This window comes from Rhodanobacter sp. K2T2, from assembly GCF_013408815.1.
Lineage (GTDB): Bacteria > Pseudomonadota > Gammaproteobacteria > Xanthomonadales > Rhodanobacteraceae > Rhodanobacter.
On record NZ_JACCCA010000001.1, the window covers coordinates 548,041 to 574,035 of the forward strand.

The 25,995-nt window shown below is 61.7% G+C and carries 24 protein-coding genes and 8 tRNA genes; 4 read left to right on the forward strand and 28 right to left on the reverse strand.

What is annotated here, in order from left to right; translation table 11 throughout:
• Positions 1-58: 58 nt before the first annotated feature.
• A complete protein-coding gene (locus HDE78_RS02340; protein WP_179476895.1) occupies positions 59-394 on the reverse strand; it encodes an FAD-binding monooxygenase in 336 nt (111 codons plus the stop codon).
• A gap of 521 nt (positions 395-915) precedes the next feature.
• Between HDE78_RS02340 and HDE78_RS02345 the strand changes: the two genes are divergently transcribed.
• Positions 916-1,530, forward strand: coding sequence for a hypothetical protein (locus HDE78_RS02345; protein ID WP_345776016.1), 615 nt, complete (start codon positions 916-918; stop codon positions 1,528-1,530).
• Between the two features lie 85 nt (positions 1,531-1,615).
• Here HDE78_RS02345 and HDE78_RS02350 read toward each other — a convergent pair whose 3' ends face one another.
• The 16 genes from HDE78_RS02350 to rlmE form a co-directional block, all read right to left on the reverse strand.
• Complete coding sequence (locus HDE78_RS02350; protein ID WP_179476896.1) at positions 1,616-3,547, reverse strand: SurA N-terminal domain-containing protein; 1,932 nt, start codon at positions 3,545-3,547, stop codon at positions 1,616-1,618.
• Positions 3,548-3,701: 154 nt separating this feature from the next.
• Positions 3,702-3,778 (reverse strand) — tRNA-Asp (locus tag HDE78_RS02355).
• 9 nt (positions 3,779-3,787) lie between these two features.
• Positions 3,788-3,862: transfer RNA gene (locus HDE78_RS02360), tRNA-Val, on the reverse strand.
• 16 nt (positions 3,863-3,878) lie between these two features.
• On the reverse strand, positions 3,879-4,151 hold the full coding sequence (locus HDE78_RS02365) for an HU family DNA-binding protein (protein ID WP_179476897.1): 273 nt from the start codon (positions 4,149-4,151) through the stop codon (positions 3,879-3,881).
• Between the two features lie 374 nt (positions 4,152-4,525).
• Positions 4,526-7,003 carry an endopeptidase La gene (gene lon / locus HDE78_RS02370; RefSeq protein ID WP_179476898.1) on the reverse strand — a complete coding sequence of 826 codons (2,478 nt, stop codon included), beginning with the start codon at positions 7,001-7,003 and terminating at the stop codon, positions 4,526-4,528.
• Between the two features lie 183 nt (positions 7,004-7,186).
• Complete coding sequence (gene clpX, locus HDE78_RS02375; RefSeq protein WP_179476899.1) at positions 7,187-8,479, reverse strand: ATP-dependent Clp protease ATP-binding subunit ClpX; 1,293 nt, start codon at positions 8,477-8,479, stop codon at positions 7,187-7,189.
• A gap of 109 nt (positions 8,480-8,588) precedes the next feature.
• Positions 8,589-9,212, reverse strand: coding sequence for an ATP-dependent Clp endopeptidase proteolytic subunit ClpP (gene clpP / locus HDE78_RS02380; protein ID WP_304624554.1), 624 nt, complete (start codon positions 9,210-9,212; stop codon positions 8,589-8,591).
• 41 nt (positions 9,213-9,253) lie between these two features.
• On the reverse strand, positions 9,254-10,546 hold the full coding sequence (gene tig / locus HDE78_RS02385) for a trigger factor (RefSeq protein ID WP_179476901.1): 1,293 nt from the start codon (positions 10,544-10,546) through the stop codon (positions 9,254-9,256).
• A gap of 91 nt (positions 10,547-10,637) precedes the next feature.
• A tRNA-Leu gene (locus tag HDE78_RS02390) sits at positions 10,638-10,723 on the reverse strand.
• 254 nt (positions 10,724-10,977) lie between these two features.
• A tRNA-Lys gene (locus HDE78_RS02395) sits at positions 10,978-11,053 on the reverse strand.
• 21 nt (positions 11,054-11,074) lie between these two features.
• Positions 11,075-11,151 (reverse strand) — tRNA-His (locus HDE78_RS02400).
• Positions 11,152-11,166: 15 nt separating this feature from the next.
• Positions 11,167-11,243 (reverse strand) — tRNA-Arg (locus HDE78_RS02405).
• A 25-nt stretch (positions 11,244-11,268) separates the two neighbouring features.
• A tRNA-Pro gene (locus HDE78_RS02410) sits at positions 11,269-11,345 on the reverse strand.
• Between the two features lie 174 nt (positions 11,346-11,519).
• A tRNA-Arg gene (locus HDE78_RS02415) sits at positions 11,520-11,596 on the reverse strand.
• Between the two features lie 311 nt (positions 11,597-11,907).
• On the reverse strand, positions 11,908-13,860 hold the full coding sequence (gene ftsH, locus HDE78_RS02420) for an ATP-dependent zinc metalloprotease FtsH (RefSeq protein ID WP_179476902.1): 1,953 nt from the start codon (positions 13,858-13,860) through the stop codon (positions 11,908-11,910).
• Positions 13,857-14,507 (reverse strand): 23S rRNA (uridine(2552)-2'-O)-methyltransferase RlmE, encoded by a 651-nt coding sequence (gene rlmE, locus HDE78_RS02425; protein ID WP_179476903.1) that lies wholly within the window; start codon positions 14,505-14,507, stop codon positions 13,857-13,859. Before rlmE ends, ftsH begins: the two co-directional genes overlap by 4 nt.
• A 177-nt stretch (positions 14,508-14,684) precedes the next feature.
• Between rlmE and yhbY the strand changes: the two genes are divergently transcribed.
• Together yhbY and HDE78_RS02435 are read left to right on the forward strand one after the other, a co-directional pair.
• On the forward strand, positions 14,685-14,981 hold the full coding sequence (yhbY, locus tag HDE78_RS02430) for a ribosome assembly RNA-binding protein YhbY (protein ID WP_179477118.1): 297 nt from the start codon (positions 14,685-14,687) through the stop codon (positions 14,979-14,981).
• Positions 14,981-15,373, forward strand: a complete 393-nt coding sequence (locus HDE78_RS02435) for an Mth938-like domain-containing protein (RefSeq protein WP_179476904.1) — start codon at positions 14,981-14,983, stop codon at positions 15,371-15,373. Before yhbY ends, HDE78_RS02435 begins: the two co-directional genes overlap by 1 nt.
• An 11-nt stretch (positions 15,374-15,384) precedes the next feature.
• Here HDE78_RS02435 and HDE78_RS02440 read toward each other — a convergent pair whose 3' ends face one another.
• The 4 genes from HDE78_RS02440 to surE all read right to left on the reverse strand — a co-directional run bounded on the left by HDE78_RS02440 (position 15,385) and on the right by surE (position 18,613).
• Positions 15,385-16,368: a peptidoglycan DD-metalloendopeptidase family protein gene (locus HDE78_RS02440; RefSeq protein WP_255457604.1), complete on the reverse strand. Its 984-nt coding sequence runs from the start codon at positions 16,366-16,368 to the stop codon at positions 15,385-15,387.
• A gap of 140 nt (positions 16,369-16,508) precedes the next feature.
• Positions 16,509-17,117 (reverse strand): VTT domain-containing protein, encoded by a 609-nt coding sequence (locus HDE78_RS02445; protein ID WP_179476906.1) that lies wholly within the window; start codon positions 17,115-17,117, stop codon positions 16,509-16,511.
• Positions 17,117-17,812, reverse strand: coding sequence for a protein-L-isoaspartate(D-aspartate) O-methyltransferase (locus tag HDE78_RS02450; RefSeq protein WP_179476907.1), 696 nt, complete (start codon positions 17,810-17,812; stop codon positions 17,117-17,119). The genes HDE78_RS02445 and HDE78_RS02450 overlap by 1 nt, the downstream gene beginning before the upstream one ends.
• Positions 17,813-17,815: 3 nt before the next feature.
• Positions 17,816-18,613, reverse strand: coding sequence for a 5'/3'-nucleotidase SurE (gene surE / locus HDE78_RS02455; RefSeq protein WP_179476908.1), 798 nt, complete (start codon positions 18,611-18,613; stop codon positions 17,816-17,818).
• A 168-nt stretch (positions 18,614-18,781) separates the two neighbouring features.
• Here surE and HDE78_RS02460 point away from each other — a divergent pair, with 168 nt between their 5' ends.
• Positions 18,782-19,327 carry a Smr/MutS family protein gene (locus HDE78_RS02460; RefSeq protein ID WP_179476909.1) on the forward strand — a complete coding sequence of 182 codons (546 nt, stop codon included), beginning with the start codon at positions 18,782-18,784 and terminating at the stop codon, positions 19,325-19,327.
• 13 nt (positions 19,328-19,340) lie between these two features.
• Here HDE78_RS02460 and truD read toward each other — a convergent pair whose 3' ends face one another.
• From truD to HDE78_RS02495, 7 genes are all read right to left on the reverse strand, one after another.
• A complete protein-coding gene (gene truD, locus HDE78_RS02465; RefSeq protein ID WP_179476910.1) occupies positions 19,341-20,414 on the reverse strand; it encodes a tRNA pseudouridine(13) synthase TruD in 1,074 nt (357 codons plus the stop codon).
• A gap of 45 nt (positions 20,415-20,459) precedes the next feature.
• Complete coding sequence (gene ispF / locus HDE78_RS02470; protein WP_304624545.1) at positions 20,460-20,933, reverse strand: 2-C-methyl-D-erythritol 2,4-cyclodiphosphate synthase; 474 nt, start codon at positions 20,931-20,933, stop codon at positions 20,460-20,462.
• Positions 20,933-21,637, reverse strand: a complete 705-nt coding sequence (ispD, locus tag HDE78_RS02475; protein WP_345776017.1) for a 2-C-methyl-D-erythritol 4-phosphate cytidylyltransferase — start codon at positions 21,635-21,637, stop codon at positions 20,933-20,935. Before ispD ends, ispF begins: the two co-directional genes overlap by 1 nt.
• A gap of 2 nt (positions 21,638-21,639) precedes the next feature.
• Positions 21,640-21,978: a cell division protein FtsB gene (gene ftsB / locus HDE78_RS02480; protein WP_179476912.1), complete on the reverse strand. Its 339-nt coding sequence runs from the start codon at positions 21,976-21,978 to the stop codon at positions 21,640-21,642.
• Between the two features lie 19 nt (positions 21,979-21,997).
• The gene (gene eno / locus HDE78_RS02485; protein WP_179476913.1) at positions 21,998-23,296 is read right to left on the reverse strand and encodes a phosphopyruvate hydratase; all 1,299 of its coding nucleotides are present in this window, start codon (positions 23,294-23,296) and stop codon (positions 21,998-22,000) included.
• Positions 23,297-23,357: 61 nt separating this feature from the next.
• On the reverse strand, positions 23,358-24,191 hold the full coding sequence (kdsA, locus tag HDE78_RS02490; protein WP_179476914.1) for a 3-deoxy-8-phosphooctulonate synthase: 834 nt from the start codon (positions 24,189-24,191) through the stop codon (positions 23,358-23,360).
• Positions 24,188-25,861 carry a CTP synthase gene (locus HDE78_RS02495; RefSeq protein ID WP_179476915.1) on the reverse strand — a complete coding sequence of 558 codons (1,674 nt, stop codon included), beginning with the start codon at positions 25,859-25,861 and terminating at the stop codon, positions 24,188-24,190. Before HDE78_RS02495 ends, kdsA begins: the two co-directional genes overlap by 4 nt.
• Positions 25,862-25,995 lie beyond the last annotated feature (134 nt).

A 25,995-nucleotide genomic window follows, 5' to 3' on the forward strand; every position in this document is an offset into this window, starting at 1 on the left:
CACTTGCGATGAATGCGCATGAATTCGCTATGCGGGTGGCGCGATCCACGAACACTCCTCATGTGTCGTCCTGGGACTGGCGCCCCTGCTCCTTGTTCTTGATGAGCCGCTCCATGTCCTTGACAATCTTCTCTATGTCCTTGCCCATCTGGTCGATGGAGGACTGGTTCTTACAGCCGGCGTTGTCGATTATCGCCACGCATTTGGCCGTGGCGGCCATCTGCACTTGGTTCATCGCCTGCTGCTGGCTCAGACTGATCTGCTGCTGCATGTTCTGGTTGAAGATCTGCTGGGCGAGTGCCAGGTTCGCCAGGATGGCTGGTTGCTCGCCGATCGATTTCGCGTTGGATATCGCGATTGCCTGGACTATGTCATCCGGAAGTTGGCCAGCCATGTGTCCCCCATGGATTAAAGGGCGACGTGTTGTCGTTCGCCCGTTTCGATGGAGTGATCTTATGAGCGCAGGTACCGGATACAAGTATCGTTACCGTAACCGCGGATGCCGTGTTGCGGTAACAATGCCTGACTGCAGCGGCTCTGGAGTTATCGTCGGAGACGCAGACCCAGTCGACTCCATCCATGCGCCATACACTCCTAGCCGTCGGCAATTCGGCTGATGCCGTTTTCTTGACGCCGGCATTCGCGCCCGGACGAGAGGGCGGAGGTCCAAGGGGCAGGTCGACGCGTATCGGACATCCTTCCATCTGACCCGTACGCCCCCACAGCACGCCACTGGGCCGGGCGCGCGCCATCTAGGACGGAGTGGGATTTCAAGGAGGGGGGAATGTGGTGAAGAATGACAACGAAGTCAGTGAGGATGTAGCCAAGGGAGAGATACGAGTCGCTTACGAGTCGGTGCTGGCCAGTGAAACCTTCCTGAAGGCACATCGCATGCGTCGCCTTTTCCGATACCTCGTGGATCAGGCGCTGGAAGGTTGTTCGGGCAATGTCAGCGAGTACACCATCGGCATCGAGGTATTCGATCGGCGGCCGGAAGATTTCATCTCAGAGGATCCAGCCATCAGGGTGCAGGTGGGCCGACTCCGTCACCGCCTGGCCGGCTACTACACCGAACACGCGATATCGGGCGATGTCGAGATCAGTATCCCGTTGGGACGTCTGACGCCGGTGTTCCGCCGTATCGTGCGGCCGGAGCAGTCGGTGGCGCAGGACGACCGCCTTCTGGTTCAGCCGATCAGATATCTGGCGGACCGCACGGAAGGCAGAGCGTTCGCAAACGGACTATACGAAGAGCTGATCAACCAGCTGTTCTCATCATTCGGTGATGTTTTCGTGCGCCAGGAGGCGGCATCGGACGCCGCAGGCCCCGGCACGCCGCGCCGGCTTATCGAGGGCAGCATGAGGGTGGACGCGGAGCGGATACGTACCTCCATACGACTGGTCGATTACTCGCTTCGGCGTATCACATGGGCGCAGAATTTTGATCGCTCCGTGCAGTTCGGTATACGGGAGCAAGAGGAACTGGCGGCATCGATATGTCATGCGTTGCGTGGTGTGGTATCGACGTGACACCCGCAAACGATTCGTTCGATGCTCGCCACGAGTTCCGCATGCGGTTGGCCGCTCTACGCTGAGGTTTTCCGCGTGGCTTTGGCTACATTTGCGCCTTGTTGATCTGGATCTTGGTTTTCGCTCTCAGCTGATCGATCAATTCGCTGGTCGCTTCGGCACCGTAGGCCTGGGCCATCTGCTGGCGCAAGGCATCGCGCTCTTCGGTCGGAACCTTGGACAGATCGCCGTCCTGTACCTTGTCCACCGCCAGCAGTGCGAACGTGCCGTCGCCCATGTCCACCGCGGCGAACTGCGACTTGCCGGCTGCCGGGTGCGGCATCAAAAACGCCTGCTTGAGCAGCGGCGCCGGCGTGGGCGTGGTCGTTGCAGAAGCCTGAGGCGCCTGACTGCGAACGGCCTCGGCCACTGTCTTCAGCGGTGCGTTGACCGACGCGGCAACCGACTGCATGGCTTCACCGTTGTTCAAGGCAGCGACCATGTCCTGCGCCTGCTTCTTTTCAGCGGCCAGCGTGCGCTCGTCGAGAATCTTTTTCTGCACGTCGGCCTTGACCTCGGCCAGCGGACGCAGCGCGGCCGGCACGTGCTTGTCGATATGCAGCACGACCGAATGGTCGTTGCCCAGGTCGATCAGCGCCGAGTTATTGCCCTGGACCAGCACGTCGTCGCCAAAAGCGGCCGCGACAAACTTGGGGTTGGACGACAGCGCATCGCTGCCGCCCTTGCGCGAAAACAGGGCCGTAGTCTTGATCGGCAGGCCGAGCGCCGCGGCAGCCGGCTCAAGCGACGACGGGTTCTGATAGGTATTGTCGGAAAGCTTACCGGCCACCTCGTTGTACTTGCGATCCTTGCCGCCGGTGGAAAGCTCCTTGACCAGCTGATCGCGCACTTCGTTGAACGGCTTGGACTCGCCGCTGCGCAGGTCGCGCAAAAAGATGATGTGGTAGCCGTCGGGCGAAAGCACCGGCTTGGAAATCTGATTCTTCTGCAAAGCGAACATCGCCGCTTCGAACGGCGCATTGGTCACGCCCTTCTGCAGCCAGCCCAGATCGCCGCCCTGCAATTTCGAACCCAGATCCTCGGAATCCTGCTTCGCCAGGCTGGCGAAATTGCCGGGCGTGGCCTGCGCCGCAATTTTCTCGGCCTTGACCAGTGCAGCCTTCTGCTGATCCGGCGTGGCGTTGGTCGGCACGTTGATCAGGATGTGCGACACCAGACGCTGCTCGGGCTGCACGAAGCGCTGCTTTTCGTCCTCGTAGCGCTTTTTGAGTTCGTCGTCGCTGGGCGCCGCATCGGGCTTCAGATCGGCGCCGTTGACTTCGAGATACTTCACCGAAACCTGCTCGGGATTCATGTAATCGGCCTGATGCGCCTTGTAGTAGGCGTCGATCTGGGCGTCAGTGACTTGAGCATCGGCAAGCTTCGGCCGCGGCAGCACGAAGTAACGCAGATCGCGGCGCTGGCTAATCAGACTGAGAAAACGATCCGTGGTGGCATCGGTGATGATGGTGCTGTCGTTGACCGCGTCGGGAATCAGCTGAGTCGCCAACGATGCGCGAATTTCGTTTTCGAAGCTGTCGGGCGTCTGCCGCTGACTTTCGAGATAGGTACGGTACGTGGTCGGATCGAACTGGTTGTTGAGCTGAAACGCCGGGATCGTCGCGATGTAATCGCGAACCGCCTGATCAGATACGCGCATACCCCAGTCGTCGTTGGCCTGCAGCAGGAGCTGCTGATCGACCATCGCATCGAGAATCTGCTGTTTGACCTCGGGCTTTTCGAACGCGGTGGAGTCGAACTGGTCGCCCTCCTGCTCGCTGAGTTGCTGGCGCCGCTGGTTCACGCGCGTCTGGAAATCATTCTGGGTGATTTCGTGCTTGCCGACCTTGGCCACGAACGTATCGTTGTGCGAGGTGAAATAGCTTTCCATACCGAACAGCGACATCGCCAAAACGCAAATACCCAGAAGAATGACCGATGGCCATCCATGCATCTTGTTACGTATTGCCTGCAGCATTGAAATCTTCCCGCAACGTGATTGATGGCGCGTCAAACGGGTACCCACCAGTAGCACAGACATAGCCGCGAGCGGCCGCTACCTGTTTACTGCACCCCAACAAACGCGCACTGCCGAAATAACAAAGGCGCCACAGGGGCGCCCTTGCGAACTGTGGCGGAGCGGACGGGACTCGAACCCGCGACCTCCGGCGTGACAGGCCAGCATTCTAACCAACTGAACTACCGCTCCACATTTTTCTGGTGGGTGCTGTAGGGATCGAACCTACGACCACCGCCTTGTAAGGGCGACGCTCTACCGCTGAGCTAAGCACCCGAAACCAAGCAGCCGCTTAGTTTAAGGCATCCTTGAGAGTCTTGCCAGCCTTGAAAGCGGGTACTTTCGAAGCCTTGATCTTGATCGCTTCGTTCGTGCGCGGGTTGCGGCCGGTACGTGCTGCGCGCTTGCGCACGGTGAAAGTGCCGAAACCGACCACCGAAACGTCTTCGCCCGCTTTCAGCGACTTCTGCACGGTGGCGAAGAAAGCCTCCAGGGCGCGGCCGGCGTCGGCCTTGGTCAGTTCGGCGGATTCGGCGATGGCATTGATCAGATCAGTTTTATTCATTGAGAAACTCCCTTGATTCGGTTTACGGCCGGCGTTTATCGGAAATGGAGGAAAAGGCGCCGACACGGATGGTTAAATCTTTGCTCTTACTCTTGCTAAGCGCCGTTACGCAACCCGCATGACTGCGCTCACACGTAGCGCCTGGATTGCGATAACGTCTTTATACCAGTGCGTTGCCAGACTCCGCAACACAAGCTGCACCAACGTTTTTGGCCTGTACACACTTGACAAAATCGGTTGCGAAACAAAAGCGGAACCGTCACGACGGAACATCGTGTTGCAATGATCGTCATCCACAAAAAAAATGCTCCGCCGCAGCGAAGCATTTCTTCAAATCGCCACAACCCTATCCATGACGTGCGACACGCCGCCGATCAGTGCGTGCGCGAGTGCACTTCCGGCGGCTCGCCGACCGCGGCCGTAGGCGTCTCTTCCTTGGCCTGATTCGGCTGCAGCGGACGCTCCAGCGCGATGTCCAGCACCTCGTCAATCCAACGCACCGGATGAATCTCCAGCGACGAGGTGATGTTCGCCGGCATGTCCGCCAGATCCTTCTTGTTGTCTTCAGGAATGATCACCGTGGTGATACCGCCGCGATGCGCCGCCAGCAGCTTTTCCTTGAGGCCACCGATCGGGAGCACGCGACCACGCAGGGTGATCTCACCCGTCATCGCCACTTCAGAACGCACCGGCACCTTGGTCAATACCGACACCAGCGCGGTGCACATCGCGATGCCCGCACTCGGACCGTCCTTCGGCGTGGCGCCTTCCGGAACATGGATATGGATATCCAGTTTCTGATGGAAATCCGGGTCGATGCCGAGCTGATCGGCGCGCGCGCGCACCACCGAAAGCGCCGCCTGAATCGACTCTTTCATGACATCGCCCAGCTGGCCGGTATGCACCAGCCGACCCTTGCCGGGAACGACCGATGCCTCGATGCTCAGCAACTCGCCACCGACCTGAGTCCATGCGAGACCGGTAACCAGACCCACTTCGTTCTGCAGTTCCTTGCGCCCGAAGTCGAAGCGGCGCACGCCAAGATAATGCTCGAGATTGTCGGAGGTCACCTTCACCTTGCCGACGTTGGCCTTGGCTTTGGCCTTGGTCGACTTCGTCGATGCAGCGACGCCGGCCTTAGCCTTATTCACTTCGCCAAGAGTCAGTTCCTTGACAACCTTGCGGCATATCTTGGAGATCTCGCGCTCAAGATTGCGCACGCCCGATTCGCGCGTGTAATAACGCACGATGTCGCGCACCGCTTCCTCGTTGACGCTCAGTTCTTCAAGCTTCAACCCGTTGGCCTTGAGCTGCTTGGGCAACAGATATTTCTGCGCGATGCCGATCTTTTCATCCTCGGTGTAGCCAGGAATGCGGATGACTTCCATGCGGTCCAGCAACGGACCGGGAATGTTCAGCGAGTTGGCCGTCGCGATCCACATCACTTCGGAAAGATCGAGATCGACCTCCAGGTAATGATCGTTGAACGCGTGGTTCTGCTCCGGATCCAGCACTTCGAGCAGCGCCGATGAGGGATCGCCGCGGAAGTCCATCGACATCTTGTCGATCTCGTCCAGCACGAACAGCGGATTTTTTGCGCCTACCTTGTTGAGGTTCTGCACGATACGCCCCGGCATCGAACCGATATAGGTACGGCGATGACCGCGAATTTCCGCTTCGTCACGCACGCCACCCAGGCTCATGCGCACAAATTTGCGATTGGTCGCCTTGGCGATCGACTGTCCCAGCGAGGTCTTGCCCACGCCGGGCGGGCCGACCAGACAGAGAATCGGGCCTTTCATCACGCTGACCCGCTGCTGCACGGCGAGGTATTCGAGGATGCGATCCTTGACCTTTTCCAGACCGAAGTGATCGGCGTCGAGCACTTCCTGTGCCATCTGCAGATCCTTGCGAACCTTGCTGCGCTTTTTCCACGGCACGCCGACCAGCCAGTCCAGATAGTTGCGCACGACTGTAGCTTCCGCCGACATCGGCGACATCTGCTTGAGCTTGTTGAACTCCTGCCGGGCCTTCGTCAGCACCGCCTTCGGCATGCCGGCGGCTTCGATCTTTTTCTGCAGATCTTCGACTTCGTTGGTACCGTCTTCGCTGTCGCCGAGCTCCTTCTGGATCGCCTTCATCTGCTCGTTGAGGTAGTACTCGCGCTGGCTCTTTTCCATCTGCGACTTGACCCGGCCGCGGATGCGCTTTTCGACCTGCTGCAAATCCATCTCGCCGTCGACCAGCCCGATCAGCAGCTCCAGGCGCTCGCCCACGTCGGTGGTTTCAAGCACCTTCTGCTTGTCGGCCATACGCACCGAAAGATGCGCTGCGATAGAGTCGGCAACGCGCGACGGATCATCGATACCGGAAAGGCTGGCCAACACTTCAGGCGGCAGCTTGCGGCTTTGTTTGACCAACTGCTCGAACAGCGAAATCAGGGTACGAGACACCACGTCGAGCTCGCGCTCCTTGGCGTTGTAGACCGGCTCGATCACGCGCGAACGCGCGGTCAGCATGCCGCCCTCTTCGCGAAAATCCTCGACTGCCACGCGCGACTGGCCCTCGACCAGCACCTTGACCGTACCGTCGGGAAGTTTCAACAGCTGCAATACGCCGGCGAGCGTGCCGATCTGATGCAGGTCGGAAATCTCCGGATCGTCGATATCCGGGGATTTCTGAGCGACCAGCAAAATCTGCCGCTCGCCCTCCATCGCCCGCTCGAGCGCGCGCATCGATTTGTCGCGTCCGACAAACAGCGGAATGACCATGTGCGGGTAAACCACCACATCTCGCAATGGCAATACCGGCAGCGCGTCAATCAGCACGGGAGGTGAGATGTTCTTGGCCATCGAAGAGGGTTCCCTCGGAAATCGAATATAAGTTAGCCCCGACACGGCGTCGGGTGCATCTGTTACTCATGTGGAGGCCAACCAGCGCCCACTCAAGGTATCACCGTTGCGTAAAGCAAAAACGGCTCCGGAATTCACCGGAGCCGCTGTTGATGCCGACTTACGCAGCATGTTGCGATCGAATCAGGCAGCGTCGCCGCCCTCTCCTGCCACACGCTGCTGCAGGTTGCCGCGATAGATCAAGTAGGGTTCGGCCTGACCATTGATCACCGCGTCATCCACAACGACCTTGCTGACGTGCTCCAGCGACGGCAGTTCGTACATCGTATCCAACAGAACCTGCTCGAGAATGGTGCGCAGACCGCGCGCACCGGTCTTACGCTTCAACGCTTTGCGGGCAATCGCCTGCAGCGCCTCCGGACGAAATTCCAACTCCACTTCTTCCATCTCGAACAGCTTCTTGAACTGCTTGGTGACGGCGTTCTTGGGCTCGGTGAGAATCTTGACCAGCGCCGGCTCATCCAGTTCGTCGAGCGTGGCCACCACGGGCAGACGACCGACGAATTCGGGAATCAGGCCAAAGCGAACGAGATCCGCGGGCTCCACATCGGACAACGTCTTGCCGAGGTTTTCGGTGCGCTCCTTGCTGCGCACTTCGGCCGAGAAGCCGATGCCGGTGTTCTCGGAACGCTGCTGGATGACTTTTTCCAGCCCGGCGAACGCGCCGCCGCAGATAAACAGGATGTTCTTCGTGTCGACCTGCAGAAATTCCTGCTGCGGATGCTTGCGGCCACCCTGCGGCGGCACCGAAGCCAGCGTGCCCTCGATCAGCTTCAACAGCGCCTGTTGCACGCCTTCGCCGGACACATCGCGGGTGATCGACGGGTTTTCGCTCTTGCGCGAAATCTTGTCGATTTCGTCGATATAGACGATGCCCGACTGCGCCTTTTCGACGTCGTAGTCGCACTTCTGAAGAAGCTTCTGGATGATGTTCTCGACATCCTCACCGACATAGCCCGCTTCGGTCAGCGTGGTGGCGTCGGCGATCGTGAACGGCACATTGAGCAGCCGAGCCAGCGTTTCCGCCAGCAGCGTCTTGCCCGAGCCGGTCGGACCGATCAGCAGGATGTTGGACTTGCCAAGCTCGATGTCGTCGCTTTTCTGACGCGATTCGATACGCTTGTAGTGGTTGTAGACGGCAACGGCGAGCGCTTTCTTGGCGCGCGTCTGGCCGACCACGTACTGATCGAGCGATTCTCGAATTTCACGCGGCTTGGGCAGCTGGGTGCGGCCGGATGCGGCCTTCTCCTCCAGCTCCTCGCGGATGATGTCGTTGCAAAGCTCCACGCACTCGTCGCAGATGAACACGGAGGGACCCGCGATCAGCTTGCGTACTTCGTGCTGACTTTTGCCACAAAAGGAGCAATAGAGAATCTTGCCACTATCGCTAGAACGGCCCTGCCGATCGTCACTCATACTTTCGATCCCGCTGGTAAATCTGGGTGCGTCCCGAGAATAACACAGCGTTCCGCCTCTGCATGCAGGAGCGAAACGCTGGTCGGGACACGCGTGTGCAGCGAGGGGATCAGGCCGATTTGACCGTGTCGCCCGCGCGTTTGCCGAGCACTTCGTCGATCAGGCCGTAAGCCTTGGCGTCGACGGCGTTCATGAAGCGATCGCGCTCCATGTCCAGCTCGATCTTCTCGATCGGCTGGCCGGTGTGCTCGACGTAGAGCCGGTTCAGGCGCTCGCGGATGTAGAGAATCTCGCGTGCCTGAATCTCGATGTCGGTCGCCTGCCCCTGCGCGCCGCCGGAGGGCTGGTGGATCATGATGCGTGAATTCGGCAACGCATAGCGCTTGCCCTTGGCACCCGCCATCAGCAGGAACGAACCCATGCTGCACGCCTGACCGATGCACATCGTGCTGACGTTCGGCTTGATGAATTGCATGGTGTCGTAGATCGCCAAACCGGCCGTGACCGCGCCGCCCGGGCTGTTGATATAGAACTGGATATCCTTGTCTGGATTTTCCGATTCCAGAAACAGCATCTGGGCGACCAACAGATTGGCGACCTGGTCGTTGACTTCACCGACCAGAAAGATCACGCGCTCCTTCAACAGCCGCGAATAGATGTCGTAGGAGCGCTCGCCGCGGGCCGTCTGCTCGACGACCATCGGTATCAAATTGAGATTCTGGATTTGGTCCATAGCCATGGTTGCAGCTCTCCGTTGAATGGACCTGGTAAGGCTCAGGCGTTAGCCGGACGCATCACGTCATCGAAACTCAGATCTTGCTGCGTAGTTTTAGCATGTTCTGCCACCCACTCCGCGACTTGGTCTTCCATCACACGATTCTGCAGCCCAGACATCAATTGGGGGTCGCCGTTGTAGAGTTCAATGACTTTCTCGGGCTCTTCGTAGGTGGACGCGATAGCTGCCAGCTGCTCGGCGACGCGCTTGCGATCGATCACCAGCGACTGCTTACGGGCGATTTCGCCCATCAACAACCCGGCAATCACACGCTTTTGCGCGATCGGCAGCGCCGCTTCGATCAACTGCGGCGGCGGCTGCTGGCCGCGCGGCACGTTGCCCGCGGCCATGTTCTGCGCCTCGGACTGCACCATCAGCTTGGGCACTTCCAGCTCGCCGTGCAGATTGGCGAGCTTTTCCGCCACTTCGGACTTCAGACGGGCCATCAGCGCCGCCTTCAGCTCGCGCTCGAGATTGGCGCGCACTTCCTTGCGGAACACTTCCAGATCGCCGTCTTCGATACCGAAAAGCTTGGCGAATTCGCCGTCGATCTCGGGCAGCTTGGGCTCCTGCACCTTGATGATCTTGAAGCTGACCTTGGCGGTCTTGCCGGCCAGCTCCTCATTGCGGAAGTCGGCCGGAAAGGCGATATCGGTGTCGAAGCTGTCGTCGGCCTTGTGACCGACCAGCGCATCGTCCAGCGCCTTGAACAGGTTGCCCGAACCCAGCACGCTGCCCGCGCGCTCCATGCCTTCGGCTGGGAAACGATACTCGCCGGCCTCGGCGGAATATTCGAACATCACAAAATCGCCTTCCACCGACGCCCGCTCCACTTCATCGAAGCTGCGGCGCTGCTGGCGCAGGGTTTCGAGCATCTTGTCGATGTCGGCATCGGTCACCACGGCGACCGGGCGGGTGATTTCCAGACCCGATACGTCGATGACCGGGAACTCCGGCAGGATTTCGAAGGTAGCGGTGTAGGCAATTTCGCCATCTTCCGGCTGGCCGGTCGTGTTGATCGAGGGATTGGCGATGGGCTGCAGCTTTTCCTGCTCCACCGCTTCACGCAGCGTGCTGCCGATCAGGTCGGAAAGCACCTCGCCACGCACCTGCGCGCCGAAGCGCTGCTTGATGACCGTGGTAGGCACCTTGCCCGGACGAAAGCCCTTCAGACGCACCGTACGGCCCATTTCCGCAATACGTGCAGTCACCTGCGTCTCGAACCGCTCCGCGGGAAACTTCACCGTGAGCTTGCGCTCGAGCGTGCCGATGTTTTCAACCGAAACCTGCATGACGTCTCCTGGTACAACCTGATGTTATGGGCCTGCAATAGGCACCCTGGCAGCAACCGCCGCCGACAAAAAAAAGAAAAATCACCCGGTTTGGTGCGAAAGGGGGGACTCGAACCCCCACGATGATTAGTCGCCAGAACCTAAATCTGGTGCGTCTACCAATTCCGCCACTCTCGCGCGCCAACCACGGAAAACTCGCGCAACCACAGGAATGCCAAGCCTATTTCTCCGCCAATCGCCGCTGAGAATTAGCCCCACCCCGCCTTTGCCGCGCTCGTCTAAGTCGATGATTCCCTTATACGAAAGCGCTCCATTTTACGGTTCCACGACACCGCAGCACAAGCCGCCTATTCAAGCCGATGGCGCGACACCGGCGCTTTACTTCTCTCCAAGAAAAAAGGGACCTGCGCAAGCGCAAGTCCCTTTCGAATTGGTGGGCCGTGAAGGATTCGAACCTTCGACCAATTGATTAAGAGTCAACTGCTCTACCAACTGAGCTAACGGCCCGATGAAACTGGGCTTTGAAACTGGGGTGGATGATGGGATTCGAACCCACGACAACCGGAATCACAATCCGGGACTCTAACCAGCTGAGCTACACCCACCATAAATCTTGAAACTGGTGCGCCCGACAGGACTCGAACCTGCAACCGTCGGCTTAGAAGGCCGATGCTCTATCCGGTTGAGCTACAGGCGCAGTCACTACCAGAAGAACGCGTTGCTGGTCGGGGCAGAGGGATTCGAACCCCCGACTTTTGCGTCCCAAACGCAACGCTCTACCAGACTGAGCTATACCCCGCAACGATCGATCGAAGATTTCAACTCATCGAAGCCTTGAAATGTTACGGGTGACACCGCGATCCGTCAATCCGTATCGAAGCACGCACCTTGTATCTATACCTAATATCTCTACGAGAAAACCGCTTCCCGTAAAAACAAAACGGGGTGCAAGCACCCCGCCTCGCCGTGTAAATGGTGCGCCCGGAGAGATTCGAACTCCCGACCACCTAGTTCGTAGCCAGGTACTCTATCCAACTGAGCTACGGGCGCACTGAAAACGTCTGACCGCTGCAACAATGTTTGGGCATCGATGCGGCGAACCAAGAAGCGGAATTATTCAGACTCCGCACCCATGCGTCAACACTTTTCGTCAAAAAATTTCATTTAGGCGACATCATCAAAGGCCGACGTTACGCTGCGATGGCGTTTTGCGCAGCATGCTGCTTCATGGATGGCTAGGGTCAGCGTGTGGAACGGCGAAAAACAGAAAGGCGACACGATGGCCGCCTTTCTATCAACCGCTTTCGAATATGCGCGAAGCGCTTTCGTACCCAGCAAGAAAGCTTCGGCCTCGCCCAGCCTTAGAAGCCAGAACGATTTTGCGCGGCCGGATCGCCCACCTTGCCGATGGGCTGCCCCGCGTCGCTTTTCGGCGGCGGTGGCGGTGGTGTGCTGCTGGTCGGCGGATTCTTGGTCCAGTCGGCCGGCGGACCGGGCTCACGCCCTGCCATGATGTCGTTGATCTGATGCGCGTCGATGGTTTCGTACTGCAGCAACAGCTCGGCCATGATATGCAGCTTGTCCATATTGGCGGTCAACAGCTCCTTGGTGCGCGCGTAAGCGCGATCGAGGATGCCGCGCACCACTTCGTCGATCTTGCTTGCCGTCTCGTTGGAGATGCTCTTGTGCTGCGTCACCGAGCGACCGAGAAACACCTCGTCCTCGTCTTCGCCGTAGGTGACCGGACCCAGCTCGTCGGACAGGCCCCACTTGGTCGCCATGTTGCGCGCCATCTTGGTCGCCCGCTCGATGTCGTTGGACGCACCCGTGGTCACCTTGTCGGCACCGAAGATCAGCTCCTCAGCCACACGACCGCCGTAGAGCGAGCAAAGCTGCGACTGAATGGCGACGCGATTGATGCTGTACTTGTCACCCTCCGGCAAGTACATGGTGACACCCAGCGCACGGCCGCGCGGGATGATGGTCACCTTGTAAACCGGGTCGTGCTCCGGCACCAGACGGCCGATGATGGCGTGGCCCGACTCGTGATATGCCGTGAGCTTGCGCTCGTCCTCGCTCATTGCCATCGAGCGGCGCTCGGAGCCCATCAGGATTTTGTCGCGCGCCTTGTCCAGATGAACCATGCGCACTTCGCGGGCGTTCTCGCGCGCCGCAAACAGCGCCGCCTCGTTGACCAGGTTGGCCAGGTCGGCGCCGGAGAAACCCGGCGTGCCGCGCGCGATTGTCATGGCATTGACGTCGCTCGCTGTCGGCACCTTGCGCATATGCACTTTCAGAATCTGCTCGCGGCCACGCACGTCCGGCAGACCCACGACGACCTGACGATCGAAACGGCCCGGACGAAGCAATGCCGGATCGAGCACATCGGGCCGATTCGTTGCGGCAATGACGATGATGCCTTCGGTGCCTTCGAAACCATCCATCTCGACCAGCAGCTGGTTCAATGTCTGCTCACGCTCATCGTGACCGCCGCCGAGCCCAGCGCCGCGATGGCGGCCGACCGCGTCGATTTCGTCGATGAAGATGATGCAGGGCGCGTGCTTCTTGGCCTGCTCGAACATGTCGCGCACGCGGCTGGCGCCGACGCCGACGAACATTTCGACGAAGTCGGAACCGGAGATCGCGAAAAACGGCACCTTGGCTTCGCCGGCGATCGCCTTGGCCAGCAGGGTCTTGCCGGTGCCGGGCGGGCCCACCATCAGCACGCCGCGGGGAATCTTGCCGCCCAGCTTCTGGAAGCGACCCGGGTCGCGCAAGAACTCGACCAGCTCGCCCACTTCTTCCTTGGCTTCGTCGCAACCGGCGACGTCGCTGAAATTGACCTTGATCTGATCCTCGCCTTGCAGCTTGGCGCGCGAGCGGCCGAAGCTCATGGCGCCCCGACCGCCGCCGCCTGACTGCATCTGGCGCATGAACCAGATGAACACGCCGACGATAAGCAGCACGGGCAGCCAGCTGATCAGCAGTCCGATCAGCGAGAAGCCTTCCGACGGATCCTGGCGAACTTCCACGCCCTTGTCCTGCATCTGCTTCACCACCTCGTTGGTGGAGATGCCGAGCACGGGGGCGACCGTATGAAAAGTGCTGCCGTCTTTCAGCTTGCCGCTGATGGTGGCCGGTTGGTCGGCGCTGATGACGGCCGTCGACACGTTGCCGTTGTCGACGCTCTGCACGAAGGCGCTGTAAGGCAGATCGGAAGAGGAGGATCCGTGCGGATTGAAGCTCTGGAACACGGCGAACAGAACCGCCGCGATGATGACCCAGAGCAATACGTTTTTAGCTGTCTCATTCATGCGCGTTTCTCGCCCGGTTGCACCGAAGAAGGCTTTCTGCCTGTTGCCAGTGCGTACACCTCACGCGAACGGGCGCGTGAGGCCTTTGGTTTACGCATAGTCACGCGGGTGAAGTCCGCGCGCAAGCTGCGCAAGTAATTGTCAAAACCGGCCCCCTGAAACAACTTGATCAGGAACGAACCGCCGGGCTTGAGCCACTGTCGACTGAAGTCCAGCGCCAGCTCGGCCAGATCCATGGCACGGATCTGGTCGGCGAGCGCCACACCACTCATATTGGGGGCCATATCGGACAGCACAAGATCCAGCTTCTGACCGTTCAGTCGGCCCTCCAGCTCACGCAAGACCGACTCCTCGCGGAAATCGCCCTGCAGGAAATCCACGCCGGCGATGCTTTGCATCGGCAAGATATCCAGCGCCACCACGGTGCCAGTATCGCCCATCCGCTGGCGCACCAGTTGGGACCAACTGCCCGGCGCCGCGCCCAGATCGACCACGTGAATACCGGGCTTGAGCAGACGATCGCGTTCGATCAGCTCCTCGAGCTTGTAGACCGCGCGCGAACGCAGGCCCTCGGCCTGAGCCTTTTTGACGTAGACGTCGTTGAAGTGTTCGCGCAGCCATACGGCACTGCTTTTGCTGCGGGTCATGGTCGGAGACAGCCAAAAAAAGAGGAATTGCTGAAACGCCGAGAAAACACGCGCTGACGGCAGGAACAGTACTGAAGATCGTCCATCGCCTGTGACGGCCGAATGTTTTTCGACGTGCGGCTTGTAGACGCATGATACCCTTAGATGTCGAATGACAGCGAATTGAGTACGTACGACATGGCCCTTTCCTCCTCGCAGGTACGTTACCTGCGCAGCCTCGCCCACGATTTGAGCCCGGTGATCCTGCTCGGCAACAAGGGCGCCAGCGACGCGGTCGTCAAAGAGCTCGGCCTGGCACTGAATCAGCACGAACTGGTCAAGGTCAAGCTGTCCGGCGGCGACAAGGAAGAGCGCGAGGCCCAGATCGAGACCCTGAGTGTGGGTACCGAGGCCGAAATCATCCACCAGATCGGCCACGTCGTGGTGCTTTTCCGGCGCAATATCGACGAACCGAAGATCGCCCTGCCGCGCTGATGGATCTGTCACTCGATCAAACCGATGGCTATCTGCTGGTGCGCCGCGTGGGCGCACAGAGCATCACGTTGCTTGATCGTGAACTGAGTTGCAGCTTCCTGCTGGCGCCGGATCAGGCGATCGAAAACTGGACGGTGGATGCCGCCAGCCAGCTGGGTGCCGACCATGTCGAGGCCTTGCTGGCATTGCAGCCGGAGCTGGTGATTCTGGGCACCGGCCTTCGGCAGACATTCCCTTCGGCGGCCTTTATGGCCGGATTCCTGCGCCGGAACATCGGCATCGAAGTGATGGATAACGCCGCCGCGGCACGCACCTACAACTTGCTCGCCGGCGAGGGGCGACGGGTGATTGCCGGATTCATCCTGCCGACCCCGTCACTGCCGTCGAGCTAACTTTCCGGTTTTCAATGCGGCGGCAGGTAGCCGAGAGGATCGACCGGGTTGCCATCCTTGCGAATCTGGAATTCCAGTTCATTGCGCGTGGCACCGGTAGAGCCCATTTCGGCGATCTGCTGGCCGGCCGTCACGCGCTGACCTTCCTTCACCAGGCGCTTGCTGTTGTGGCCGTAAGCCGACAGGAAGCTGTCGCTGTGCTTGATGATGACCAGCTCGCCATAACCCACTAGCCCGTTGCCGCTGTAAACCACCACGCCATCGGCCGCCGCGCGTACCGCGTCGCCGGCATTGCCGCCGATCTCGATACCGGGGATCGCATCGCCAGGCTGGAAGCGCTTGATCAAGGTGCCCTGTGCCGGCCAGCGCCAGGTGACGCCGCTCACCGCGCGCGCGGGGCCGGTGGAAACCGCCTGCGCGGGCGCTGGCGGTGGCAGCACGGCAGGCGAAGGCGTCTTTACGCCCGCCACCGGAACGACGCTGGTTGTAGCGGCGGTTGCCGGCATCGCCGGTTTGGGCGGCGCCGCGACGGCGGGCGCAGCCGCAACGGTTGCCGAGCTTGGCGGTTTTGCACCGGACGATGCGGCCGCTGGCGCGGTGACCGGCTCGAACATGGGCGTCGATGCGGCCGGCGGAGCCGACGCCGCATGCACCGGCACCGAAGTCTGGGCGATTGTCGAATATGGCGGCGCAATCGGAGCGGTCGGGCGAGTGCCGGCAACGGCCGCTGGCGTCGTGGCCGGAGACAGCTTCAGCCGCTGGCCAGGATGAATCGTGTAAGGCGCGGCAACGCCGTTCCACTGCGCCAGATCGCGAAAGTCCACCTTGTTGCGAAAGGCAATCGAATACAGCGTATCGCCCTTCACCACCTGATAGCTGCCGCCGGGAATCGAGGTCTGCGCAGCCGGCGTTACGACATTTCCGCTGCTGTAGTTGCCGCCAGCCGCCGGTTCGACGACCACCGAACTGTGCATGGTGCCGCACGCAGCCAGCATCGTCGATGCGATCGCAAGCGCCAGCAACGGCAAAGGTCGGCGTGTAACCAGTCGATTCAAGGTCGTTCCATTCATGGGGGGCAGCATACCGAGGCGCCATCCTTTTTTCATACCAGACCGCTCCACTGCACGAGCGGCGCTCAACGCAGCCAAACCCACCAGACCAGCAGCAGCCCGAGCAGCACCAGCGCGGCCCAGCCGATCCACTCGATATATTTATGCAGAATGCGTTCGGCACGCTCGCCGAACAGGCGAATCAGCAGCGCAAGCAGCCATACCCGCTTGCCACGCCCGATCCCGATGCAGGCGAGGAACGGCAGCACCGGCACGCCGATGATGCCGCAGGCCCAGGTCACGAACTTCATCGGTACCACCGGCTGCAGCGCTGCCAGGATCAGCACGCCGAACAGCCCCCACCGATGCTGCGCCATCTGCTGCCGCAGCACGGTTACACCCTGCTCGATCGGCGCCAGCAGGTGCAGCGAATCGAGTGCCGGCCGCAACGCCTGAAACGCCCAATGCCCCAGCGCATATCCGACCAGCGCACCAAGCAGCGAAAACAGCAGGCTCAGGTTCGCGAAGTGGAAGGCTTTGTGCCGTTTGCCCAACATCATCGGCGCCAGCATCACCTCCGGCGGAATCGGAAAGATGAAGGCTTCGACGAAGCTCAATCCGGCAAGGTAGTAAATCGCTTTCGGGCTGCGCGCCCAGAACAGCGCCTGGGCATAGAGTTTTCCAAACAGCCGCATCAGCCGATCCCGCCAAGCAAGGGTACGAAGCTCACCGGGCCCAGCTCTTCCTGGATGAAATCGCCTTCGCCATCGCCGCGCATGCGGATCAGGGTCTGGCTGCTGGCCGAACCGACGGGTGCGACCAGCACGCCGGTGGGCGTGAGCTGGTCCAGAATGCGGGTAGGAATCGTATCGCCCGCCGCGGTGAGGATGATCGCGTCGAACGGCGCCTCGCCCGGCCAGCCGAGCTTGCCGTCGTCGTGCTTCGAACGCAGATTGGTAATGCCGAGCTGGCGAAAGCGCCGCCGCGCCTGTCGCAGCAGCTCCTCGATACGCTCGACCGTGAAAAGCTCCGGCACCAGGGCCGCGAGCACGGCCGCCTGATAGCCCGAGCCGGTGCCGATCTCCAGTACCTTCTTCGGCATGCCCTGTTTGGCATCGAAGTGCTCCAGCAGCACTTCGGTCATGCGCGCCACCACCCATGGCTGCGAAATGGTCTGGCCGTGGCCGATCGGCAACGCGGTGTTTTCGTAGGCGCGCGAATGCAGCGCCTGATCGATGAAGTGATGACGTGGCAGGTCGCGAATCACCTCGATCACCCGCGGGTCGCGAATGCCGCTCTCTTTCAGGCTCACGGCCAGGCGATCACGTGCGCGCTGCGAGGTCATGCCCTCGCCTTTCAGCTCAGCCGCCGGCAATCGATAGACGGTCATCGCTCAGACCACCTCGTGCGCGTTGGTGCGGTCATGCTTCACGCTGTCGCTCAATTCCTCGATCCAGCTGCTGACTTTTTCCAGCGCCTGAAAGCGAGTGAGATCGACGTGAATCGGTGTGATGGAAATAAAGCCACGCTGCACCGCGTTGAAATCGGTACCGGGACTGTCGTCGTCGACCTCGCCCGCCGGGCCGATCCACCAGATCGGTCGACCGCGAGGATCGATCTGCGCCACCGAAGGCGCCGCACGATGCCGACGGCCAAGGCGGGTCACTTCGAAACCCTTAATTTCCGACCAGGGCCGATCGGGCACGTTGACGTTGAGTATCGTGTCGGCCGGCAGCGGATCGACCAGCAGGCGCTGCATCAACAGCAGCACGGCCTGCGCTGCGCAGTCGTAATGCTGGCCGTTGTGATCCTTGGTCACCAGCGACACCGCGATCGCCGGCAGTCCGAGGAAGCGCCCTTCCATCGCCGCCGACACCGTGCCGGAATAGATCACGTCGTCACCGAGGTTGGCCGAATTGTTGATGCCGGACACGACGATATCGGGCTCTTCATCGAGCAGGCCGGCCAGTGCCAGATGCACGCAGTCGGTCGGCGTGCCGGCCACACGGAAGTAGCCGTTGCCCATCGGCAGCACGCGCAGCGGCGAATCCAGCGTCAGCGAGTTGCTGGCGCCGGAGCGATCGCGATCGGGCGCCACCACGGTTACTTCGCCGACTTCGCGCAGGCGCTCGGCAAGCACGTGGATGCCGGGGGCATCCACACCATCATCGTTACTGACCAGAACTCGCATGTTGCTCCGTTGAAAGCTGACGGTTGCGCGCAGCGGTGATTTCGCGACACGTCTTAACTGTTGAAGTCTACCGGAGCGAGTGCCCGGTTTCACACGCCGTAGACTGCGCGCGTCGACTGCGGCCATGCGCATTCGCACCATCACGCACGCTTTGGTTAGCATGGGGCCATGAAGCGCCGCGCATCCGCACCGATCAATGACGACGACAGCCGGCTGTTTCGCGAGTCGATCGGCGAGGTGCGCAAGCTCGATTCCGTCGTCCCGCCACCTGCAGCGGCCAAACCGGAACCACGTCCGCACATGTTCGAAGCGGACGAGGCCGCGGTGCCCGGCGAGCTACTCGACATGGCGTTCGATCCGGCCGTGCTCGAAGTGGGCGAGGAACTGAGCTATCTGCGCGACGGCTATTCGCCCAAACTGCTGCGCCAGCTCAAGCGCGGTCAGTTCAGCGTGCAGGACGATATCGACCTGCACCAGATGAACGCCGCGGCGGCGCAGTCCACCATCATCATGTTTCTCGCCGAAGCCAAACAAAACGGATTGCGCTGCGTGCGCATCGTGCACGGCAAGGGCCTGCGCTCGCGCGCCGCCGGGCCGGTATTGAAAGGTCTGACCGATCGCATGCTGCGCCGGCGCGACGACGTGATCGCCTTTGCCTCGGCGCGTCCGGCGCAAGGCGGCACCGGCGCTGTCGTCGTATTGCTGAAAGGCTGAGCGCCTGCGCCGATCAGCTCTGCGCCAGTTCGCGCACCACGACCGTAGCGTACGCGCCGGCCGGCAGTTCGAAAGACAGTTCCAGCGCATCCTCCTCCAGCCAGCGCCATGTCAGATCGGTCGGCACCAATCGCAGCGGCCGGCGCTCCTGGTCCATGCGGGCGGCGACCAGACCCGCCGCCAGATCACTGTAACTTTCAGCAATGGATTGCTCCAGCGCACAAGCCATTCCCTTGCTGGGCAGCTCGCCCTGGCCCCACAGCGGACCGGACGGATGAATGTCCAAACGCGCCAGCCGCTCGGCCAGCACCTCGCTGAAAGGCTCCGGCCCGAACCACGAGCGCGAGCCGGCCAGGGCCCAGATGTCGCCGTCGAGCGGGCTGTCCCACGCGTCCCTCTCGACACGCGCGGCCAGCACGCTGTTGAATATCTGCGACCGCGCCGCCGAAAGCAGAAACGAGCGCTTGTCGCGCTCGACGCGGCGCCCAGCGAACATGGCGCGCGCCTGCGCCACGTTGCCGCCTTCGCGACCGAAGCGCTGCTCACCGTAGTAGTTCGGCACACCGCGCCTGGCGATCTGCTGCAATACGTGCTCGGCAGCATCGCGGTCGCCCTGCACTTGCCTCAGCACCAGCACGAAACGATTGCCACGCAGCGCGCCGCGCTTGAGCTTGCGCGAATGCCGCGTGGCCGCCAGCACTTTCACGTCGGCATGCGGAAAAGTCGACCAGTCCGGGTCAGGCTTACCCGCCAGTTGAACGGAAAAGGTCTGCCGCGTTACCGCGTGCCGATCCTTCATGCCGGCATAGCCGACGGCTACCTGCGCTACGCCGGCGAATTTCGCCAGCTCTCTGGCTACCCAGTCGGTGTTGGCACCGCGTTTTTCCACCCACAGCAGCGCATGTTCGCCCTGGCCGTCGGCGTCGTAACCGAGCACTTCTTCGACCCGGAAATCGTCGGGCGTGCTGCGCAACTGTGCTTTGAGCGGCGGCACGCCATAAGCCCACGGCAGTGGCGTGTTGATCGACGTGCTCTCGGCGGGCTCGCGTGACCTCGCTTGAACGGGAGTCTCTTCGGATTCGGACATGACGCTCCACCGGCAACGCCGGCATTTTGATGATTCAACGAGCGCTCAACGGCGCTCGAGCAGAACGGTGGCCTGCGCGGCGATGCCTTCGCGGCGGCCGGTGAAGCCGAGCTTCTCGGTCGTGGTGGCCTTGACGCTGATGCGGCTGACTTCGCTATCGAGATCCGCCGCCAGGCATTCGCGCATCGCCTGCGCGTGCGGGGAAACTTTGGGTCGTTCGCCGATCACCGTGATATCGGCATTGCCCAGCGCATAGCCGTGTTGCGCCATCAGCATGGCCGCATGACGAAGAAACTGGCGACTGTCCGCGTTGCGCCAGCGCTCGTCGCTCGGCGGAAAATGCACGCCGATATCGCCCAGCGCCAACGCGCCGAAAATCGCGTCGCACAGTGCGTGGATGACCACGTCGCCGTCCGAATGCGCGATCACGCCATGACTGTGCGGCACGCGCACACCGCCAAGGGTGACGTGATCGCCTTCGCCGAACGCATGCACGTCAAAGCCGTTACCAATGCGCATCATCCCGTCCTCGCGAGCAGAAACTCGGCTAGCGCAAAATCCGCCGCCGTCGTGATCTTGATATTGTCCTCGGCGCCTTCGACCAGCAGCGGCGCGAAGCCGGCCTGCTCCATCGCCATCGCCTCGTCGCTGACCTTGACGCCGCGTGCGGCGACATCGTGCAAGGCTGCACTCAACTGGCCACGACGAAACATCTGTGGCGTAAACGCACGCCAGCGCTCGTCGCGCGGCTCGGTGGCCATACTGCGCGAGGCGTCGTTGGCGCGCTTGAGCGTATCGCGCAGCGGCGCGCCGAGCAGGCCGCCGTCCACCACCGTGCAAAGATCGATCAACCGGCTGATATCGGCCTGCCGCACGCAGGGCCTTGCCGCGTCGTGTACCAGAATGAAATCATCGGCGCCCACATTGGCGGGTAAGGCCTCGAGTCCGGCCAGCACCGAATCGCTCCGCTCGGCACCGCCGATGGCGGTGAACACCGGCTTGCCGTGCAGCGAGTCGATTGCGGGCCAATGCACATCCGACGAACCAAGCGTCACCAGCAGCCCGGCGATGCGCGGATGCGCCGCGAGGCGCTCGAGCGTGTGCAGAATCAGCGGGCGCCCGGCCAGCGGCAGATATTGCTTGGGGCAGTCGCCGCCGACCCGCGTGCCGCGTCCGGCCGCCGGCACCACGCACCAGAAAGAGCCGCTTGTAAGTGTCGGCACACTCACGGCTGGCCGGCTTGCGCCGCCGTCGATGCCGCTGCTGGCTGCACTGACGAAGCCGCAGCCGGCGCCTCGACCACCTGATAAAAGGTTTCGCCCGGCTTGATCAGGCCCAGCTCGGTACGCGCGCGAGCTTCGACGGCCTGGTCGCCGTGCTTGAGATCCTGCACGTCGGCGCCCAGCGCCTGATTGCGCTGAGTCAGACGATCGTTTTCATCGCCCTGTTTCTTCACCGCGACGCGCAGACTGTCGACGTCGCGCATGCTGCCCGCGCCGGACCACAGCTTCAGCTGCAGTCCGACCAGGATGAGGAGCAAAACCAGGGCGACCCAGCGCAGCATCGGCAGTCAAACGCCCCGCTCAGCCGGGCAGCTTGCTGAGATTGGGGAACGCACCGCGACCGGCATAACGCGCGGCGGTGCCAAGCTGCTCTTCGATGCGCAGCAGCTGGTTGTACTTCGCCACGCGATCGCTGCGGCAGAGCGAACCGGTCTTGATCTGGGTCGCCGTGGTGGCCACGGCGATGTCGGCGATCGTGGTGTCTTCGGTTTCGCCGGAGCGGTGCGAGATCACCGCCGAATACCTGGCCGCGTCAGCCATCTCGATGGCTTCCAGCGTTTCGGACAGCGTACCGATCTGGTTGACCTTGATCAGGATCGAATTGGCGATGTGCTTTTCGATGCCTTCGCGGAAGATCGCCGGGTTGGTCACGAACAGATCGTCGCCGACCACCTGGATGCGATCGCCGATGGCGTCGGTCAGCAGCTTCCAGCCATCCCAGTCGCCTTCGGCCATGCCGTCTTCGATGGTGACGATCGGGTACTGCTTGGCCCAGCCGGCCAGCAGGTCGACGAACTGTTCGGAGGTGTACTGCTTGCCTTCGCCGGCCAGATCGTATTTGCCGTTCTTGTAGAACTCCGAGCTGGCGGCATCGAGCCCGAGCAGAATCTCGCTGCCGACCTTGTACCCGGTTTTACCGATCGCTTCGAGGATGGTGTCGAGCGCCTCGATATTGGAACGCAGGTTCGGCGCGAAGCCGCCTTCGTCACCCACCGCCGTGCTCAGGCCGCGACCGTGCAGCACGCTCTTCAGCGCATGGAAAATCTCCGCGCCGGCGCGCAGTGCCTCGGCGAAGTTCGGCAGGCCGACCGGCAGCACCATGAACTCCTGCACGTCGATATTGTTGTCGGCATGCTCGCCGCCGTTGATGATGTTCATCATCGGCACCGGCAGCGCACCCGGCTTGCCGTTTGAAAGATACTTCCACAGCGGCTCTTTGCGCGACGCGGCCACCGCGTGCGCGGCTGCCATCGACACACCGAGCAGTGCGTTGGCGCCGAGCTTGCCCTTGTTCGGCGTGCCGTCGAGCGCGATCAGCTTGGCGTCGAGACCTTTCTGGTCGACCGCATCGAAACCCTTCAGCGCATCGGCAATCGTCGTGTTGACGTTGGCCACCGCGTTCTTCACACCCTTGCCGCCGTAGCGGGCTTTGTCGCCGTCGCGCAGCTCGACCGCCTCGCGCGATCCGGTCGATGCGCCGCTCGGCACCGCGGCGCGGCCAAAGCTGCCGTCGCTCAGGGTGACTTCGGCTTCCAGCGTGGGATTACCGCGTGAATCGAGGATTTCGCGGGCGTGAATGTGAGTGATATCGGTAGTCATGGAGTTCCTGTCTGGACGGTGCTAACGAAAGGAGTTACGCGCGCCAAAGCGGCGCCTGCGCTTAAAGCGAATCTTCGAGAAAGGCGTGCCGCTTGGTGACCGCATCGAGCGCCATCAGCGTTTCCAGCAGCGCTTCCATCTTGCCCAGCGGCCACGCGTTCGGGCCGTCGGAAAGTGCTTTGCTCGGATCGGGATGCGTTTCCGCGAACAGCCCGGCAATCCCGACCGCCACGGCGGCGCGCGCCAGTACCGGCACGAACTCGCGCTGACCCCCGGAGCTGGTGCCCTGGCCGCCCGGCAGCTGCACCGAATGGGTCGCGTCGAAGACCACCGGGCACTGGGTTTCGCGCATCACGCTGAGCGAACGCATGTCCGACACCAGGTTGTTGTAGCCGAAGCTCGCGCCGCGCTCGCACACCATGATGTCGTCGTTGCCCGCGGCCTTGGCCTTGGCCACCACGTGCTTCATGTCCCAGGGCGCAAGGAACTGGCCCTTCTTGATATTCACCGGCTTGCCGGCGCGCGCGACCTTCTGGATGAAGTCGGTCTGTCGGCACAGAAAGGCCGGCGTCTGCAGCACGTCGACCACCGAGGCGACCTCGTCCATCGGCGTGTACTCGTGCACATCGGTAAGTACCGGCACACCGATCTGGCGGCGCACTTCGCCGAGAATGCGCAGGCCCTCTTCCAGCCCCGGGCCGCGAAAGCTTTCGCCGGACGAACGGTTCGCCTTGTCGAAACTCGACTTGAAGATGAAGTTGACACCGAGCTTGCCGGTGATCTCCTTCAGCTTGCCCGCGACGTCCAGTTGCAGCTGCTCGGACTCGACCACGCACGGGCCGGCGATCAGGAACAGCGGCTGGTTCAGCCCGATTTCGAAACCGCATAATTTCATGCCATGGACTCCTGCTGGGCCAGACGATGGCCGTCGCGCACGGCCTTGTACTCACGCGCGGCGTGGACAAACCCGATAAACAGCGGGTGGCCGTCGCGCGGCGTGGAGGTGAATTCCGGATGCGCCTGGCAGCCGAGGAACCACGGGTGCGCCTGCGGCGACAGCTCGACGATTTCCACCAGCAGGTCGTCCATGGACTTGCCGGAAATCACCAGCCCTAGATCCTCGAACGCCTGGCGGTAGCGATTGTTGAATTCGTAGCGATGGCGATGGCGCTCGGCGATCACATCCTGGCCGTAAAGCTCGCGTGCCAGCGTGCCGGCCTTGAGGCGGCACTCCTGCGAACCCAGGCGCATGGTGCCGCCGAGGTCGGAGCGATCGCTGCGCTGTTCGACTTCGCCCGTGGCGGTGGTCCATTCGGTGATCAACGCGATCACCGGATCGGGCGTATTGCGATCGTTCTCACTGGAATCGGCCTCAGGCAGATTCGCCACATGGCGGGCAAAGTCGATCACCGCCGCGTGCATGCCGTAGCAGATGCCGAAGTACGGCACGCCGTGCTCACGCGCATAGCGGGCGGCCAGAATCTTGCCCTCGAAGCCGCGCTTGCCGAAGCCGCCCGGCACCAGAATGGCATCGACATCGGAAAGCACCGCCGCGGCACCGTCGGCCTCGATCTGCTCCGAATCGATCCATTTCAGATTGACTCGCGTCTGCTGCTTGATGCCGCCGTGGCGCAGGGCTTCGCCAAGCGACTTGTAGGCATCCTTGTGCTCGACATACTTGCCGCAGATGGCGACGGTGATCTCGTCTTTCGGATTCACCACTGCGTCGACCGTGCGCTGCCAGGCGGAAAGATCAGCCGGCTTGGCATCCAGGCCGAGGCGCTTCACCACGATGTCGTCCAGGCCCTGGCTGTGCAGCCACAGCGGCGTCTTGTAGATCACGTCGACGTCGACCGCGCTGATCACCGCCTGCTCCGGCACGTTGGTGAACAGGGCGATCTTGCGACGCTCGCCCTCGGGCAGCGCCTGCTCGCTTCGGCACAGCAGAATGTCGGGCTGAATACCGATCGAGCGCAGCTCCTTCACCGAATGCTGGGTCGGCTTGGTCTTGATCTCGCCGGCGGCCTTGATATACGGCACCAGGGTCAGGTGCATGAACACCACTTTTTCGGGGCCGTGTTCGATGCGCAGCTGACGAATGGCTTCGAGGAACGGCAGCGACTCGATATCGCCGACCGTACCGCCGATCTCGACCAGCGCCACATCGAAGCCGCGCGTGGCCTCGTGGATGCAGTGCTTGATCTCGTCGGTGATATGCGGGATGACCTGCACGGTGGCGCCGAGATAGTCGCCGCGGCGCTCCTTGCGGATCACGCTTTCATAAATCTTGCCGGTGGTGATGGAGTTCTTGCCGGCAAGGCGGGTGTTGACGAAACGCTCGTAGTGGCCGAGATCGAGATCGGTTTCCGCGCCGTCGTCGGTCACGTAGACCTCGCCGTGCTGGAACGGGCTCATGGTGCCGGGGTCCACGTTGATGTACGGGTCGAGCTTCATCATGGTGACCGAAAGCCCGCGGGCTTCCAGAATCGAGGCCAGTGAAGCCGCAGCAATGCCCTTGCCAAGCGAGGACACCACACCGCCGGTGACAAAAATCAGGGGGGTCATGGAAAGTAGCCGTGCTGGAAATAGGCATTTTAGCGGCAGAACCGTCCCGCTGCGAGAGAGCATTTAATATTCGACCGATTTAATTCATCCACGGCGCTGTCGCAGCGCGTGAAAAGGCGCCGGATCGCCTGCTA